This window comes from Paracoccus sp. M683 (assembly GCF_007096355.1).
Lineage (GTDB): Bacteria > Pseudomonadota > Alphaproteobacteria > Rhodobacterales > Rhodobacteraceae > Paracoccus.
Genome location: NZ_VKDF01000008.1, coordinates 172,943 through 189,083 on the forward strand (window position 1 = coordinate 172,943; position 16,141 = coordinate 189,083).

A 16,141-nucleotide genomic window follows, 5' to 3' on the forward strand; every position below is an offset into this window, starting at 1 on the left:
ATGATTTTTTTGTTGTTGCCTAGGCAGCAGGGCCGGTTGCTGCATATCGTCAATCGGGTTGGGGCAGGGAATTGGGAATGGTATATCTGAATGAGTGAAAGTCACGGTCCGATGGCCCATCCGAATGACATCGCAATTATCGGCATGGCGGCGCAGTTGCCCGGCGCCGATGATGTCGCGGCATTCTGGAAAAACCTCTGTGAAGGGGTCGAATCCATTCGTCCCGTCAGTCGTGACGATCTGCTTCTGCGCGGCGAAAACCCGGCGACGCTTTCAGACCCCAACTATGTTCCTGCCGCAGCAATCCTTGATGAATTTGATGGTTTCGATGCCGAGTTCTTCGGGCTGAGCCCCAAGGATGCCGCGATCATGGATCCGCAGCATCGCAAGTTTCTGGAGACCTGCTGGCACGGGCTGGAAGATGCCGGCCACATGCCCGAGCGTTTTGCCGGCCCCATCGGTGTTTATGCCGGTTGCGGTATGGGCAGTTATTTTTATTTCAATGTTTGTGCAAATCGGGAACTGGTCGAAAATGTCGGTCATTTTCTTTTGCGCCATACCGGGAATGACAAGGACTTTCTATCCACCCGCGTCAGCCATATATTCGACCTGACCGGACCCAGCCTCAATATCCAGACGGCCTGCTCGACCTCGCTGGTGGCGGTTCATACGGCCTGTCAGTCGCTGGCCTCGGGCGAATGCGACATGGCGCTGGCCGGTGGCGTCACCATCCAGATGCCGCATGGGCGCGGCTATCTGTTCAAGGAAAACGAGATCTTGTCGCCGGACGGGCATTGTCATGCATTTGACCACCGTGCCGCCGGGACGGTTTTTGGCAGCGGCTCGGCCGTGCTGGTGTTGCGGCGGCTGTCCGATGCACTGGCCGATGGCGACAATATCCGCGCCATCATCCGCGGCAGCGCGATCAACAATGACGGCGCGTCCAAGGCTGGCTATCTGGCACCAAGCGTCGAGGGGCAGGCGCAGGCCGTGGCCGAGGCGCTGGTCATGTCGGGTGTCGCGCCCGAAACTGTGGGCTATATCGAATGCCACGGCACCGGCACGGCGCTTGGCGATCCGATCGAGGTTGCGGCGCTGAACCAGGCCTTTGCGCGCGTTTCCTCTGGTGGGGCGCGGCAGGGGCCATGCTATATCGGCTCGGTCAAGACCAATATCGGCCATCTGGATACGGCGGCGGGTGCTGCGGGGCTGATCAAGGCGGTGCGCGCGCTGGAAACCGGGCTGATCCCGCCGACCCTTGGCTTTCAGGCGCCCAACCCGGCCATCGACTTTGACGGCGGCCCGTTTCAGGTCGCGGATCGGCTGATCGAATGGCAGTCCTCGGCTCCGCGCCGGGCCGGGGTGAACTCGCTTGGCGTCGGGGGAACCAACGCGCATGTGGTGATTGAACAGCCGCCGGTGCAGGCCGCGTCGGAAAGCTCTGACTGGCCGTTTCAGATCTTTGCGGTTTCGGGGCGCAGCAAGACGGCACTGGATGGCAATGCGGCGCAACTGGCCGGGTGGCTGGCGCAGAACGCGGATGCCGATGCCGCCGATATCAGCCACACGCTGATCACACGCCGCCGCGCGTTTGAACGCCGCCGCGTGTTGGTTGCCCATGATGCGGCCGAGGCGGCGGCGCTGCTGGAAACCGGCGATCCCTACCGGGTGTTCGATCATCAGCCGCTTGGCGATGCGCCCGAGGTGGTGTTCATGCTGCCCGGCGGCGGTTCGCAATATGCGACCATGGCCGAGGGGCTGTATCAGACCGAACCCGTTTTCCGCGACTGGATGGATCGCGGGCTGACCCATCTGGCCGGCATCAGTGACCATCCGATCCGCGATATCTGGCTGGCCAGCAATGGCGATCAGGCGGCGGCGGATCAGGCGCTGTTGCAGCCCTCTGTCCAGCTTCCCTTGCTGATGATCACCGAATACGCGCTGGCGCAATTGCTGATGTCATGGGGTGTGCGGCCTGCCGCGCTGATCGGGCACAGCATGGGCGAAAATACCGCCGCCGCCATCGCCGGCGTCATGCGGTTCGAGGATTGCATCGGGCTGGTTCATCTGCGCGGGCGGCTGTTCGACACGGTGCCGGCTGGCGGAATGCTGTCGGTGCCGGTGCCTGCCGATGAACTGCGCGGGCAGTTGCCGCCCGAGCTTGATCTGGGCGCGGTGAACGCCGCCGATCTTTGTGTCGTCTCTGGCCCGAAAGAGGCGCTGGATGCCTTTGCCGCATCGCTGGCCGGGCAGGGGACCGAGACGCAAGTGATCCCGATTTCCATCGCCGCGCATTCACGGATGCTGGACCCGATCCTGCCCGATTTTCGCGCCTATCTTCAGTCGATTCCGCTGTCGGCGCCACAAATTCCCATCATCTCGAACCGTGATGGCAAGGTTCTTCCCGATTCGGATGCGCAAGACCCGGAATATTGGGTCGCCCATCTTCGCGGCACGGTCGATTTCGCGGCCGGGATCGAGGCGCTGGCTCAGGGCGAGCCGCGCATATTCCTTGAAGTCGGTCCCGGCCGGGCCATGTCGGGGCTGGCGCAGGCCAATGCCGGGGTAAAGGCGCATCAGGTGATCTCGGCGCTGCGACACCGCAAGCAGGATGTGGGCGACGATCTTTATTTCATGACCGCGCTGGCGCGGGTCTGGGCGGCGGGCGGCCAGATTGACTGGGATCAGATCTGGGGCGGCGCAAGGCGGCGGATGCTGCCCTTGCCCGGCTATGCCTTCCAGCGGAAACGCTATTTCGTCGAGCCTTCGGCAACCGCGCTGCCGGCTGAAAGCGCGCTGATGCGGATCGAGGATCCGGCGAACTGGGGTTGGCGCCCGGTATGGCGGCTGTCGGCGCCCGATGTCGAACTGGCGGCGGATGGCACCCCGCGCGTCGACAAGGCGCAATCTCTGCTGATCTTCGCTGACGAGGCGGGGCTGGCCGACCGTGTGATCGCGCATCTGCGTGGGCTTGGCCATCGCCTTGCCGTGGTCCGCACCGGCGACCGGTTCGAGCGTGTGGGCCCGCGTGATTATCGACTGCCGCCCGAGGAACAGCGCGACGGCTATGAACTGCTTCTGGCCGCGCTTCAGGCCGATGACATGGTTATCGACCGCATCGGGCATTTCTGGTCCGTGACCACGGGGGCCGAGGCACGGGCCGGGTCCAGCCTGTTTCAGGATCAGATGAACCGGGGCTTTTTCAGCCTGCTGCATCTGGCGCAGGCGCTTGGGGATGAGCTGGCCGACCGGCCCGTTTCGCTGATCGCTTTCGCGAATGATGCGCTGCGGGTCCGTGATGAACCGGCGGAAAGCCCGGAAAAGGCCACCGTTCTGGGGCCGCTGAAGGTGATGCCGCGTGAATATCCGACATTGGTAACCCGGATGGTCGATTTGCGCCTGCCCGCACCGGCGCGGCGGCTGTTGCCCTTTGGTCCCCGAACCGATCAGGCGGCGCTGGATCGGCTGGCGTCACAAGCCTGTCAAGAGTTGCTGGCCTCGGCGGACGGCGATGCGACGCAAACCGTCGCCTGGCGCGATGATCGGCGTTTTCTTCAGCGGCTGACCCCGTTGGAACTGGCGCCCGAGGCGGCAGAACCCGATCAGGCACCTGCTTTTGGGGTGACCTTCATCACCGGTGGCTTTGGCGGCATCGGTCAGGCCGTGGCCCGTGATCTGGCGGGCCGGGGCGGGGCGAAGCTGGCCCTGTTGTCGCGCGAGGATCTGCCCGAGGATGGCACGGTTCCCTTCTCGGCCAAGGCGCGCGCCATGGTCGGTTTCCTGCGAGAGCTGCGTGCAGCGGGCGCTCAGGTGATCGCCGTTCAGGCCGATGTCACCAGCCCCGAGGACATGGCTCGCGCGGTCGCGCGCACGCGTGCCGAACTGGGGGCGCTGGATACGGTGATCCATGCGGCGGGGATCATCAATGATGCGCTGATGGCAGGCAAGGCCGATGGCGAGGCCTGGGATGTGCTGGCGCCCAAGGTTCACGGCACCAAGGCGCTGGCACAGGCGCTGGCGGATGCGCCGCCCCGGCAGACCGTGCTTTTCGCCTCGACCAGCACGGCGACGGCGCCGGCGGGGCAGGTGGATTATGTTGCCGCCAATGAATTTCTGAACGCGGTCGCCCGCGCCGCCCCGCCCGCGCTTGGCCGGGTGGTGGCGGTGAACTGGGGTGTCTGGTCCGATACCGGCATGGCCGCTCGCGCGATGCAGGTCGAGGCCCCGCAGCCCGCGCTGACGGCACCGGCAGGCGCCGATGCGCAGGATCGCGGCCCGCTGCTGGGCGCCGAGGTGTCGGACGCGGGCAAGAATACCCGCGAGTTTCACCGTCTGCTTGATATCGGTGACTGGGTGATCGGAGGGCACCGCACCGCGCAGGGGCAGGCCCTGATGCCCGGCACCGGCAATCTGGAACTGTTCGCGCAGGCCCTGGTTGCGACCGGCACGCCCTTGCCGATAACGCTTGGCGATGCGCTGTTTCTGCGCCCGCTTTACGTGGCCGATGACCAGCCGACCGCGATTGCGGTTCGCGTCGAAACCGTCGAGGGGGCCTCGCGCATCACCATCACCGATCCCGACGGGGGCGAGCCTTATGCCACCGCGATGGCCGAACCGGCGCTGCCTGACGCGCGCCGGATCGAGATGCCCGATGGATGGGATCAGCGAGTGGGCGATGACCAGCCGGCGCTGGCATCGGCGCAGGACGGCGTGATGAATTTCGGCCCTCGCTGGAAGGTGCTGCGCGCCAGCCGTCTGGGCAATCGCGAGGGTTGGGCAGAACTGCGCCTGCCCCCCGAATTTGCGGCCGAGGCAGGCGCGCATCAGATGCATCCGGCCCTGCTGGATATTGCGACGGGCTGGGCGATGAAGCTGATTCCCGGCTGGGGTGGGGCACGGCTGTGGGTGCCGGTGGGCTATGAACGGCTGACGCTGATCCAGCCGCTTGGCGATCACCTGATCAGCCATGTGCGGCTGGTCAAGGGCACGGCCGAAGGCTCGGCCAGGTTCGATGTCACGCTGGCTGGCCCTGATGGCGCCGTCCGCGCCGAGATCACCGGCTTTGACCTGCGCCGGATGGAGGCGGGGCTGAACGCCGCGCCCATCGGAAAACCGGCGCGCGGGGCCGAAACGCCCGGTGAAAAACGCCTGCGGCACAATGTATCGCAAGGCATTCCCGCCGCGCTCGGCCCTCAGGCGATGCGCCGGGCCATGGCCACGGGGCTGCCGCAGGTCTTTGTTTCTTCCCTGGATCTGCCGGGGCTGGTGGGCGAAGCCTCGATCCCCGCCACGCCCGATATCGAGCGGGATCAGGGGTTCGAACGCCCTGATCTTGAAGGTGATTTTGTGGCCCCTGCGCCGGGGACGGAAAGCGAATTGGCCTCGATCTGGGCGGATCTTCTGGGTGTGCGCCAGATCGGCGCCGAGGACAGTTTCTTCGACCTTGGCGGGCATTCGCTGGTGGCGGTGCGGATGTTCGGTCAGGTGCGCAAGGTGTTTGGCGTTGATTTCCCGATCTCGACGCTTTTCGAGGCACCCGATGTAGCCAGGCTGGCCGCGCTGATCGAGGCGAGGGTTGGCCCGCGCGCGGGGACTGCGGCTGCGGCTGGTGTCGATGGCGGCAGGCCCGCAGCCGGTGTCGGCCCCGCGCGGCGCTATGTTGTCGATATGGGTGGGCGCGATGGGGGCACGCCGTTTTTCATCGTCGCAGGCATGTTCGGAAATGTGATGAACCTGCATCAGCTGGCGCAGCGCGTCGGGCAGGATCGCCGCTTCTTCGGCCTTCAGGCGCGCGGGCTGTTTGGCGAGGACAGGCCCCATGAAAGCTTTGCCGAGGCCGCGCGCGACTATCTGGCCGAGGTCCGTCAGGTTCAGCCGCATGGGCCTTATCTGCTGGGCGGCTTTTCGGGCGGCGGGCTGATCGCGCTGGAAATGGCGCGGCTGCTTGCCGAGGCGGGCGAAGAAACGGCGATGCTGGTGATGCTGGACACGCCTTTGCCGCTGCGCCCGGCACTGAGCCGGCGCGACAAGGTGCTGATCCGGGCGCAGGAAATGCGTGAACAGGGCCTGACCTTCTGGTCTGACTGGGCCAGAAACAAGCTGCGTTATGAGCTGGCCAAACGTCGCAAGGATCGCGATGCCGTCAGCGAGGCGGATCAGGCCGAGGGCTTCCACGACCATGCCATCGAGGCCGCCTTCCGCGGCGCCTTGCCCAAGGTGGGGCTGTCGGAATGGGCGGGTCCCGTCACGCTGTTCCGTCCGCCGCTGGACCACCGCTATCGGGTTTCGGATGGGCAATGGGTCACGGCGGGGCGCGAATATCTGATCCCCGATAATGGCTGGGGCCGCTGGATGCCGCAATTGCAGGTTTATGAGGTGCCTGGCGATCACGATTCCATGGTGCTTGAACCGAATGTGCGCCGCTTGGGCGCGCAGCTGCGCGAAATCCTGAAGCGTCATGACCGTCCCGGCGGGCGGCGTGCCGAAGCGGCGGAGTAAGCCCTGATGCCGGCCTTGCACATTGTCATCCTGAATTTCCGCACGCCCGACATGACCCTGCGCTGTGTCGAGACGGCCTTGCGTGAAGCCGAGGCCCTGGACGCGGGGATCACCATTGTCGAGAACTGCTCGGGCGACGATTCCTATCAGCGGCTGAAGGCCGAGGGCGAGGCGCGTGGCTGGTTGGATGGGCGCCGTGTTGCGCTGATCGAAAGCGACCATAACGGTGGTTTCGGCGCAGGCAACAATGTCGGGATCCGTGCTGGCATGCCGGATGGGCGGCGGGCCGATCTGGTCTATCTGCTGAATTCGGATGCCTTTCCCCGGTCCGGCGCGATTGCCGCGCTGATCGACCATATGGCGGACCATCCCGAATGCGGTATCGCCTGTTCGCGGCTGCGCGGCGACGATGATGTGCCCCATGACACCGCCTTCCGTTTCCCCTCTGCCGCCGGCGAGTTCGAGGGGGCCAGCCGATCAGGTCCGGTGACGCGGATTTTGCGCAAGACGGTGGTGACCATACCGCAGCCCGATGCCTCGCGGCAGGTGGATTGGTCGGCGGGGGCGAGCATGATGATCCGGTCCGAGGTGCTGGACCGGATCGGCCTGTTTGACGAGACGTTCTTTCTGTATTTCGAGGAAACCGATCTGTGCCGGCGCGCGGCGCTGGCGGGGTGGCAGACGCATTATGTCTGGGACAGTCTGGTCACGCATATCGGATCGGCCAGTACCGGCATGAAAAGCTGGGTGAAGATGCCGGCGTATTGGTATGATTCGCGGCAATATTATTTCGAGAAGCATCACGGCCGCGTGGGTGCGATGGCGGCGACGCTGGCCTGGGTCGCCGGCAATGGGCTTTGGCGGTTGCGCTGTCTGCTTCAGCGGCGCGACCCCGAAACGCCGCCGGGTCACGCGGTCGAGATGCTGCGCCGGTCGTTCGGCGGCAAAGAGGTCAGGAAAGGGTGAAATGATGAGCGGTTTCAGCGCCATTCTGGTGGGCAATGAGGTGCTGACGCGCCATGCGGCGGAAACGCTGATCGCGCGCGGTCATCGCATCGCGGCGGTCGTGACCCGCAATGCCGAGCTGCGCGATTGGGCGCAGGGGCAGGGCCTGCCGGTCGAGGATCAGGATGCACCGATGCCAGCCGATGCGCCGGTGGCCGACTGGCTGTTCAGCGTGGCGAACCTGTCCATCCTGAAGCCGGACATGTTGGCTCGCGGGCAGCGCGGCGCGATCAATTTCCACGATGGCCCGCTGCCGGGCATGGCCGGGATCAACGTGCCGGTCTGGGCAATTCTCGAAGGCCGCGACCGCCATGCGATCACCTGGCATCTGATTGCCGAGGGGATTGACACGGGCGATGTGCTGGCCCTGCGCGAGTTCGAAATTGATGCCAGCGAGACCGCCCTTACATTAAACGCGAAGTGTTTTGTACAAGGGTCTGAAAGTTTTGATGAAATACTGAATGAGATTGAGCGCGGAACACTCAGCCCCCGACCGCAGGCCATGGGTGCGCGCGGCTATTTCGCGCGGGACAAGCGGCCCGACGCGGCGGCGCTGCTGGATCTGCGCCAGCCGGCCGAGCGGCTGGCGCGACTGGTTCGGGCGCTGGATCACGGCGATTACTGGAACCCGCTGGCCCGACCGAAACTGGCTTTGGCCGAGGGCGTCGCGCTGGTCGCCAGGGCCGAGATTGTGCCGGGCAGTGCGGCGCCTGGCACGGTTCTGGCACGCAAGGCCGATGAGCTGACCGTTGCCGTGGGCGATGGTGCGCTGCGGCTGGATATGGTGCCGGGGCAGGCGGGCTTGCCCGAAGTGGGCGCGCAATTGCCGGTGCCAGATGATGCGGCGCGTGCGCGGATCGAGGCTTTGGCGGCTCCGGTTGCCAGGCAGGACGGGTTCTGGCGCAGGCAGCTGGCAAAGACCGCGCTTGGCCGGGCCGATGTGGCGCAAGGCGATTGGGCCAATATCGCGGTTTCCGAGCAGCCCGCCTCGCCGCTGGCTGTTGCGGCGGCTGTCGCCCTTTTGGCGCGGCGCGGCGCGGGCGGGGCGCTGTCGATGGCGCTGCGTCCGGCGAACCATCCCGAAACGCTTGGCATTCTGTCGGAATGGTTGCCCCTGACCATTGCGCCCGAAGGGCTGTTGGGCGCATTTGCCGGGTCGTTTGGCGCGCATGTCGACCAATTGGCGGCGCGCGGTCCCTTTGCCGCCGATCTGCTGCATCGTGCGCCGGAATTGCACGGAGCATCCGCACCGGAAATCGGGTTGGACCTTGCCGGGCGTGGGGCCATTTCTGGCACCGCATTCACGGTCAGCCTCGGCCCGACGGGGGTGACGCTGCATCACGACAGCACCCGCCTGGACGCCGAGGAGGCGCAGCGGCTTGCCGACCGGCTGGCCCGCGCGATCATGGCCCCCGCCGATGCGCCGGTCAGCGCCATTGGTGCATTGGATCCGGCGCAGCGGGATGAACTGCTCTATGCCCGCAACGACAGTCTGGCCGCGATCCGCGAGGTCTGTATCCACAGCCTGATCGCCGAAACCGCCGCCGCAGATGGCGCTGCCACCGCAGTGATTTTCCAGGATCGCAGCCTGACCCGCGCCCAGTTGCAGGCCGCCGCAAACCGCCTCGCCCGGCAATTGGTCGATCAGGGCGTCGGGCCGGATCAGCCGGTCGGGCTGTTTGCCCGGCGCGGCCCGGAACTGGTGATCGGCGCGCTGGCGATCATGAAGGCGGGCGGCGCCTATCTGCCGCTGGACCCCGACTATCCGCAGGACCGGCTGACACATTACCTGACCGACAGCGGCACCCGGATCGTGCTGACCCAGCCCGGTCTGTCCGGTTTGCCCGCCGGTCATGGCGCCCAGTTGATCCCGATCGAGGCCATCCCCCCGGCTGAGGACCCCGGCCCGCCCGACAGCGCCGTGGGGCCGGAACATCTGGCCTATCTGATCTATACCTCGGGCTCGACTGGCAAGCCCAAGGGCGTGATGGTCGAACATCGCAATGTCGCCAATTTCTTTGCCGGCATGGATGCGATCATTCCGGCGCAGCCCGGCGATGCCTGGCTTGCCGTGACCAGCCTGTCCTTTGACATTTCGGTGCTCGAAATCTTCTGGTCGCTGGCGCGCGGATTGACGCTGGTTATCGCGGGCGAGGAATCACGGCTGGCTGTTTCCGGCAACGCCGCGCCAAAATCCCGTGCCGCGATGGATTTCAGCCTGTTCTATTGGGGCAATGACGATGGTGTTGGCCCGAAGAAATACGAACTGCTGCTGGCGGGCGCGCGCTTTGCCGACCAGAACGGCTTTGCCGCGCTTTGGACGCCCGAACGGCATTTCCACGCCTTTGGTGGCCCCTATCCCAACCCGGCAGTGACGGGTGCTGCGGCGGCGGCCGTGACCAGCCGGCTTGGCATCCGTGCGGGCAGTTGCGTGGTGCCGCTGCATCATCCGGCCCGCGTGGCCGAGGAATGGGCCGTGATCGACAACCTGACCGGCGGGCGCGCGGCGATTGCCGTGGCCTCGGGTTGGCAGCCGGATGATTTCGTGCTGCGCCCCGAGAATACGCCGCCCAGAAACAAGCAGGCGATGATCGACACGGTCGACGTCCTGCGCCGGCTGTGGCGGGGGGAAGAGGTCGAATTTCCCAAGGCCGACGGCACCATGCATGCGGTGCGCACCCAGCCCCGGCCGGTTTCACCCGAGCTGCCGATCTGGGTCACGGTGGCGGGCAACCCGGAAACCTGGAAAGAGGCCGGGCGCCTTGGCGCGAATGTCCTGACCCATCTGCTTGGCCAAAGCATCGACGTGGTCGAGCAGCGGATCAAGGATTACCACGAAGCCCTGCGCGAGGCGGGCCATGACCCGGCCGATTTCACCGTGACGCTGATGCTGCATTCCTATCTGGCCGCAGATCGTGAAACGGCGCGCGAGGTCGCGCGCGAACCGATGAAGGATTATCTTCGCGCTGCCGCCGCGCTGGTGAAACAATATGCCTGGGATTTCCCCGCTTTCAAGCGGCCCGAAGGCATGACCAACCCGATGGCCATCGACCTTGGCAGCCTGTCGGACGAGGAAATGGACGGCATTCTTGAATTTGCCTTCCTGCGCTATTTCGAGGATTCCGGCCTGTTCGGCAGCGTGCAGGACGCCATTACACGCGTCGAACAGCTGCAACGGATCGGCGTGGGCGAGATTGCCTGCCTGATCGACTATGGCATCGCGCCCGATGTGGTGCAGGGTTCTTTCCCATTGCTGGCACAGGTCGCGGCCGCCTTTGCGGGCGAAGATGCCCCCGATGCGGGCGATTTCTCGATTGCCGCGCAGATCCGGCGCCACAAGGTCACGCATCTGCAATGCACCCCCAGCATGGCGCGCATTCTGGTCACCGACCCCACCGTCGCCAGCGCGATGGCCTGCCTGCGCTGTGTGATGATCGGCGGCGAGGCATTGCCGCCCTCGCTGGTGCGCGATCTTCGGGCGGTGACGGGGGCCGAGATCCTGAACATGTATGGCCCGACCGAGACGACGATCTGGTCCTCGGTCGCGCGCCTTGCGCCGGATCAGGATGCGACGCCGCTTGGGCCGCCGATCGCCAATACCCAGCTTTACGTTCTGGACGAGGCCGGGCAGCCCTTGGGCGACGGCGAAGAGGGCGAGCTGTGGATTGGCGGCCATGGGGTGACGCGCGGCTATTGGAACCGTGCCGATCTGACAGCGGCGGCCTTCCGCGCCGATCCCTTCGTGCGTGATGCGCAGGCCGCGCCGGGTGGCAAGCGGATGTATCGCACCGGTGATCTGGTGCGCTGGCGCGGCGATGGGCAGATGGATTTTCTGGGCCGTGCCGATGGCCAGATCAAGCTGCGGGGTTTCCGCATCGAACTGGGCGAGATCGAGTCGCGGCTGGCCGAACTGCCCGGCGTGCGCGAGGCGGTGGTGATCTTGCGGCCCGATACCTCGGGTCAGGGGCGGCTTCTGGCCTATGTAACGGGCGACGAAATGCTGGACGAGGCGCATATGCGTGCGGGTTTGCAGGACCTTCTGCCCCAGCATATGCTGCCCGCTCGGATCACCCGGCTGTCGGCAATGCCGCTGACGCCCAATCGCAAGATCGACCGCAAGGCGCTGCCCGAACCGGCCGCGCCGGTCACGCAGACCGCCGCCGCTGTCGTGTCGACACCGGCCGAGGCCCCTGCGGCCAGCATGACCAGTGGTGCCGATCCGTCTGGCGTGGTGCATCAGGTCTGGGCCGAGACGCTTGGGCTTCAGTCCGTTGGTGCGAAGGACAATTTCTTTGCCATTGGCGGCCATTCACTGCTGGCCATTCAGCTGCACCGGGTGCTGAGGGATCGGCTGGCGCTGGCATCGCTTGGTGTGACGGATGTGTTCCGCTTTCCGGTTCTGGCCGATTATCAACGCCATGTCGCGAAGCTGAGCGGCGTCGGTTCGACCGCTGCGTCGCCGAAACCTGCGCCAGTACAAGCCGCCCCAATCACGGCCCGGGCCGATGCGGTCGGATCGGTGCCGGCGGATGATGATCCGATGGCACGGCGACGGGCCTTGCGGGCGCAGCTGCGCAATCGCGAGTGAGCACTGCCGAAGATTCGCTGCTGCAAGCCGCAAGGTCGATGCTGCCTGCGGATATCGGCTGTGCCGTGGTTCGCATCGGGCAGGGGGGCTTGCTGCCCGCCGAAGAGGCCGCGCTTGGCCGCGCGGTCGCCAGCCGCAGGGCCGAGTTTGCCTCGGGCCGGCTGGCGCTGCGTCAGGCCATTGCCCAGCTGGGGCGCGCCCTGCCGCCCGACCGGCCGATCTTGCCAGGTCCCGACCGCCGCCCGGATCTGCCGCCGGATCTGTCCGTCAGCCTGTCGCATGCGGGGGGTCTGTGCATTGCGCTTGCCTCGGATCGCCCGGATCGTCACTTGGGGGTCGATATCGAACCGGTCGATGCGCCGACGCCCGAGGGGTTGGCGGATAGCCTGCGCCCGTATCGGATGATGCCGCAGCTTCTGGACCCGCTGATCGTGTTCTGCGCCAAAGAGGCCCTGTTCAAGCGGCAGTTCCCGCAGACGGGGGCGATGCTGGACTTTGCCGATATTGCGCTGGTTCTGGGTCAGCAAGGGCGCTTTGCCGGCTGTGTTCGCGGTGCCGGCCTGATGCGCGGTAAATGGTGCCGGTCGATGGGGCACTACCTGGCGATCAGCCTCGGCGGGGGCACGGTTCGTTCACGGGGAAACTGATTCGTTTTTTCAGGTCAGCCCGCCCGTCCGATGCCCGGATCACCAATCTGTGACCGCTGAAGGCCCGAGATCCGGGCGAAAAAAAATGAACCACTTCGTCTTTCAGGCGTTGACTTCAGGCATTACTACATACTTTTGTCCGATTTGGCGAGTTTCCGCCGGAAATTAACCTCTCGTTAAGCGATTTTTCGGTAAATCCATCTGACGCGATTCTTTTCAGTAGAGTGCACGCAGAAGCTGCGGCACCCTGCAGGCAACGGAAGGGGTGGAAGACTGATAGCACTATTGGGCATAGGTATGGCTTTCGGAGCCATCGCAGCGTTAAGCGCGGTCTTTCTGTTCGGCGCCGGTTTGCTGGCGGCCTTCGGCATTTATGCCTTTGGCGGCGCGGCCTGCACCCTGATCGCGGCGTGGTTCCGCTTCCGCTGTGTCGAACGGCAGGAACGCAGCAATCAGGTCATCGCAGCCCAATAAGTCTTTGGGCTGCGAAATCTTGCGGTGATCGACGGTCTGGCTGACCCGGCCGAAACCGGGTCAGTATCCCGTGCAGCGCAGAACCACGCCAAAGGTGCGGATCAGGATCAGTGCATCGTTCCGCAGCGACAAGGTCCGGGCATATTCCGCGTCAAAGGTCGCGCGCTCGGCAAAGGTGCTGTCATTGCGATCGGTGATCTGCCACAGCCCGGTGACGCCGGGCCGCATGTGATAGTAATCCGCGCCAGGATATTGTTGCGCCTGATCGACCATCATCGGCCGGGGGCCGATAATGCTCATGTCGCCGCGCAGCACGTTCCACAGTTGCGGCAACTCGTCCAGCGACGACTTGCGGATCACACGACCGAACCGGGTGATCCGGGGGTCATTCTTCAGCTTCTGCGTGCTGTCCCATTCCTGACGCGCTTCCGGGTTGGCCGCCAGATAGACGGCCAGTTGCGCATCGGCATTCGGGACCATGCTGCGAAACTTCCACATGCGGAAGCTGCGGCCGCTTTTGCCCAATCGCTGCTGGCTGTAGAACGGCGAACCGCTTTCCCGCCATGCAAAGAAAAGCACGACAAGCACAATCGGAAGCAGCAGCGGTAAGGCTAACAGCACCAGGACGATGTCCAGAGGCCGTTTGATGAAACGGACATAGATGCCATCCTGGGCGCCTATGGCCGATGAGGACGTGGCTTCAGCCAAGGCCAGAGCCGTCATTGTGTCAGGACCGTATTTCATTCGCTAAAAACACTCGGAGGGGGGGTAACAGATACTCACTATACACCGGTCGTTAAAAGAAAAAACAAATTTTAGGCTTTTTTATCCGAGTCCTTGTGCCGGGCCCCGGAAACCTGTCCAAATCATTAGGTTGACCAAAAGAAGACCATACGGGAACTAAACCGTACGTTTTATTGACTCAACAATAGAGCGAGTGCCGCGACGCCCCAAAGTTATTGTTGATTCATTTAACAACTATGGGTTGTTTCATGGCTGCAATGTGCCGCATTGATTCTAAACTGTTTCGTTTTATTGATGTCAGCGACCGCGGCTCCAGCTGCCATCGCCCCGTCCTGCACGCACGGCCAGCGCGACGGCGGCATAGGTCAGAAAGCCGATGGGATCGCGCAGCGCAAGGCCAAGCAGTTGCAGGCGGCCGGGCCGTGTACTGCCCTCATTCCGCAGGAGGTCAGGATATATGCGGGCGATTTCCCGGACACCAAGATCCTGTCGGCGGCGGACCCTGACCAGCCGGCCGAACCCATTCGCCATCGGCCAGAGATAGCCTGAATTGGCCAGCAGCCGTTCGGATTCCGCAAAGTGCAGCCGCACATATGTATCGTCCGAGATTACTTGCGGGAACTGGTCCCAACGACCCCGCCCGGCGGGGTTGACGGCGAACAGACCGGCACCGGTGACATTTGTGGTCATGAAGGGCAGGCGTGACCAGAAGCGGCCATAGGCGCGGGTGACAGCGCTGCGCGATGGCGCGACGACAAGCCGACCGCCCGCATAAAGCGGTCTGTCGTCGGCCAGCGCGACACTCAGCGCGCCCAGCATGTCGGGATCCATCGTTATATCGGCGTCCAGATACAGCCTGTGGCCATGGGCCGCATGTTCGTCACCCAGATTCAGGGCGCCGATCTTGCTGCCCTCGGCGCGTTCGAGGACCAGCAAGTGCCAACCGCGTTGTGCAAAGCGGTCGCTCAGCCGGGCGGCGCGGTCCGCTGTGTCATCCTTGCAGCCATTGGCGACGACAATGATCTGCACAGGGCCAGGATAATCCTGATCCAGAACCGATATCAGGCAGCGGCCGATATATCCGGCCTCATTGCTTGCGGGGATAATGATACTGAACGGAATCATTTATACTCGATCAGGCCTGCCCGGCGGCCCCAGAGGCGGCGCAGGTGAAACTCTGCAATGCCCTGTGCCTCGGGGAATTTCGACAAGGTCAGAAAGCCGGCGCGGATCAGCGCCTCGCGGTCGCCGCCCATGCGCATGGCCAGGCGGGCGATCTGCAAGGGATAGAGAAGCAACCCCAGAAGCGCCCAGGGGCCAAGGACCAGCATGGCCAGCAGAATGGCGGCGGGAAGCAGCATTGCCCACAGGACGGCGCGGCGCACCTCGCGGCGCCAGAACGCCTCGGGCCTGTCGCCATGCAGCCAGTTGCCCTCGGCGAATGCGTGACCGGCCCGGCGGGCGCGACGCCACCATTGCCCGAACCGGTGCATGTCTGCATCGTGCACGGTCATCGGCAGGTCCAGTCTTTCGATCGAGCCGCCGGCTTCACGCAGGCGCAGACACATTTCGGGTTCCTCGCCGGCGATCATCTCGTCACGGAACCCGCCGATGGCCGCCAGCGCCCCGGTCTGCGCCATCATGTCGCCACCCACGGCCAGGGCCGGCCCGATGGGCGTGTCCCATTCCGCGTCGCAAAGCCGGTTGAAAACCGAGCGATCGGGAAACCGTTCCCGCCTGCGGCCAGCGACGATTCCCAATCGTGGATCAGCAGCAAGCCGGTCACGGGCGGCCTCGATCCAGCCGGCCTCGATTTCGCAATCGCCATCGACGAATTGCACCGGACCGTGCCACCCCGCATCCCGCAGGCGCTGCAATCCGGCATTGCGCGCCCTTGCGGCGGTGAAGGGGATATTGCTGTCCAGCCGAACCACCTCGGCGCCCAACTGCACAGCATTTTCGATACTTCCATCGGTCGAGCCGGAATCGACATAGATGACCGGCATGGCCCTGTGTTGCAGCGATTTCAGGCAGCGGACCAGCCGGTCGCCCTCGTTCCTGCCGATGACGACGGCTGCAACCGTCGCGTGTTTCGCGCGATCGTGCGGAAATTCGTCAATTTTTTCGGTATTTGCTGTTGTGACGTTCATGTGCGAGACGTTACCATGCCGACTGCCGGGACAGT

At 64.7% G+C, this 16,141-nt stretch carries 8 protein-coding genes; 5 read left to right on the plus strand and 3 right to left on the minus strand.

Translation table 11 applies throughout. The annotated features are described in order from the left end of the window. Window positions 1-90 precede the first annotated feature (90 nt). From FNJ84_RS15480 to FNJ84_RS22050, 5 genes are all read left to right on the plus strand, one after another. Window positions 91-6,498 carry a type I polyketide synthase gene (locus FNJ84_RS15480; protein ID WP_143794165.1) on the plus strand — a complete coding sequence of 2,136 codons (6,408 nt, stop codon included), beginning with the start codon at window positions 91-93 and terminating at the stop codon, window positions 6,496-6,498. A 6-nt stretch (window positions 6,499-6,504) separates the two neighbouring features. After that, on the plus strand, window positions 6,505-7,464 hold the full coding sequence (locus tag FNJ84_RS15485) for a glycosyltransferase family 2 protein (protein ID WP_143794167.1): 960 nt from the start codon (window positions 6,505-6,507) through the stop codon (window positions 7,462-7,464). A gap of 4 nt (window positions 7,465-7,468) precedes the next feature. Continuing rightward, window positions 7,469-12,091 (plus strand): MupA/Atu3671 family FMN-dependent luciferase-like monooxygenase, encoded by a 4,623-nt coding sequence (locus FNJ84_RS15490; RefSeq protein WP_143794169.1) that lies wholly within the window; start codon window positions 7,469-7,471, stop codon window positions 12,089-12,091. Beyond that, the gene (locus FNJ84_RS15495) at window positions 12,088-12,738 is read left to right on the plus strand and encodes a 4'-phosphopantetheinyl transferase (protein WP_255471233.1); all 651 of its coding nucleotides are present in this window, start codon (window positions 12,088-12,090) and stop codon (window positions 12,736-12,738) included. The genes FNJ84_RS15490 and FNJ84_RS15495 overlap by 4 nt, the downstream gene beginning before the upstream one ends. Before the next feature lie 297 nt (window positions 12,739-13,035). Beyond that, the gene (locus tag FNJ84_RS22050) at window positions 13,036-13,212 is read left to right on the plus strand and encodes a hypothetical protein (RefSeq protein WP_185968559.1); all 177 of its coding nucleotides are present in this window, start codon (window positions 13,036-13,038) and stop codon (window positions 13,210-13,212) included. A gap of 60 nt (window positions 13,213-13,272) precedes the next feature. On the opposite strand, the gene FNJ84_RS15500 is transcribed toward FNJ84_RS22050, so the two are convergent. The 3 genes from FNJ84_RS15500 to FNJ84_RS15510 all read right to left on the minus strand — a co-directional run bounded on the left by FNJ84_RS15500 (window position 13,273) and on the right by FNJ84_RS15510 (window position 16,106). After that, entirely contained in the window at window positions 13,273-13,920 is a 648-nt protein-coding gene (locus FNJ84_RS15500; RefSeq protein WP_255471234.1) for a sugar transferase, read from the minus strand. A 333-nt stretch (window positions 13,921-14,253) separates the two neighbouring features. Further along, a complete protein-coding gene (locus FNJ84_RS15505; protein WP_143794173.1) occupies window positions 14,254-15,081 on the minus strand; it encodes a glycosyltransferase family 2 protein in 828 nt (275 codons plus the stop codon). Next, window positions 15,078-16,106 (minus strand): glycosyltransferase, encoded by a 1,029-nt coding sequence (locus FNJ84_RS15510; RefSeq protein WP_143794175.1) that lies wholly within the window; start codon window positions 16,104-16,106, stop codon window positions 15,078-15,080. Before FNJ84_RS15510 ends, FNJ84_RS15505 begins: the two co-directional genes overlap by 4 nt. Window positions 16,107-16,141 lie beyond the last annotated feature (35 nt).

Excerpts from the sequence above, each read along its gene's own strand:
- FNJ84_RS15480 (WP_143794165.1), top strand. The coding sequence starts at position 91 with ATGAGTGAAAGTCACGGTCCGATGGCCCATCCGAATGACATCGCAATT.
- FNJ84_RS15485 (WP_143794167.1), top strand. The coding sequence starts at position 6,505 with ATGCCGGCCTTGCACATTGTCATCCTGAATTTCCGCACGCCCGACATG.
- FNJ84_RS15490 (WP_143794169.1), top strand. The coding sequence starts at position 7,469 with ATGAGCGGTTTCAGCGCCATTCTGGTGGGCAATGAGGTGCTGACGCGC.
- FNJ84_RS22050 (WP_185968559.1), top strand. The coding sequence starts at position 13,036 with ATGGCTTTCGGAGCCATCGCAGCGTTAAGCGCGGTCTTTCTGTTCGGC.
- FNJ84_RS15505 (WP_143794173.1), bottom strand. The coding sequence starts at position 15,081 with ATGATTCCGTTCAGTATCATTATCCCCGCAAGCAATGAGGCCGGATAT.
- FNJ84_RS15510 (WP_143794175.1), bottom strand. The coding sequence starts at position 16,106 with ATGAACGTCACAACAGCAAATACCGAAAAAATTGACGAATTTCCGCAC.